Source organism: Streptococcus sp. 10F2 (assembly GCF_054331515.2).
In genome coordinates this window covers 1-648 of sequence record NZ_JBTGGE020000125.1, presented here as the reverse complement: position 1 = coordinate 648, position 648 = coordinate 1, and the positions used below count along the sequence as shown (strand labels likewise).

The following is a 648-nucleotide window of genomic DNA, read 5'->3' as shown; positions in this document are numbered from 1 at the left end:
GATGGTTCAACAGATAAGATTCCAGTAACGGTTAAGGTTTCTGAAACTCCAACGCAAGCTGAAACCAATGAACCAACCCCGGCAGACCAAACGGTCAAGGTTGGTGAAACACCAACAGCAGAGAAATCCATCTCTAACTTGCCAGAGTTGCCAGCAGGCACAACAGTCTCCTTTGAAACTCCAGTAGATACTGAGACAGCAGGCGATAAGCCAGCGGTAGTCGTTGTGACTTATCCAGATGGATCTCAAGATAAGGTTCCAGTGACTGTTAAGGTTTCTGAAACTCCAACGCAAGCTGATAGTAATGAACCAACCCCGACAGACCAAACGGTCAAAGTTGGTGAAACACCATCAGCAGAGAAATCAATCTCTAACTTGCCAGAGTTGCCAGCAGGAACAACAGTTTCCTTTGAAACTCCAGTGGATACAACAACAGCAGGCGATAAGCCAGCGGTAGTCGTTGTGACTTATCCAGATGGATCTCAAGATAAGGTTCCAGTGACTGTTAAGGTTGAAGAGGCTTCAACGCAAGCTGAAACCAATGAACCAACACCGGTAGAACAGACAGTTAAGGTTGGTGAAACACCATCAGCAGAGAAATCAATCTCTAACTTGCCAGAGTTGCCAGCAGGAACAACAGTTTCCTTT

The 648-nt window shown here is 46.0% G+C and carries 1 protein-coding gene; it reads left to right on the top strand.

Annotation, left to right across the window (positions count from 1 at the left end; genetic code table 11):
* Positions 1-648: Rib/alpha-like domain-containing protein (locus ACXM1Q_RS09350; RefSeq protein WP_458517817.1), on the top strand; the 648-nt coding region annotated here is incomplete at both ends.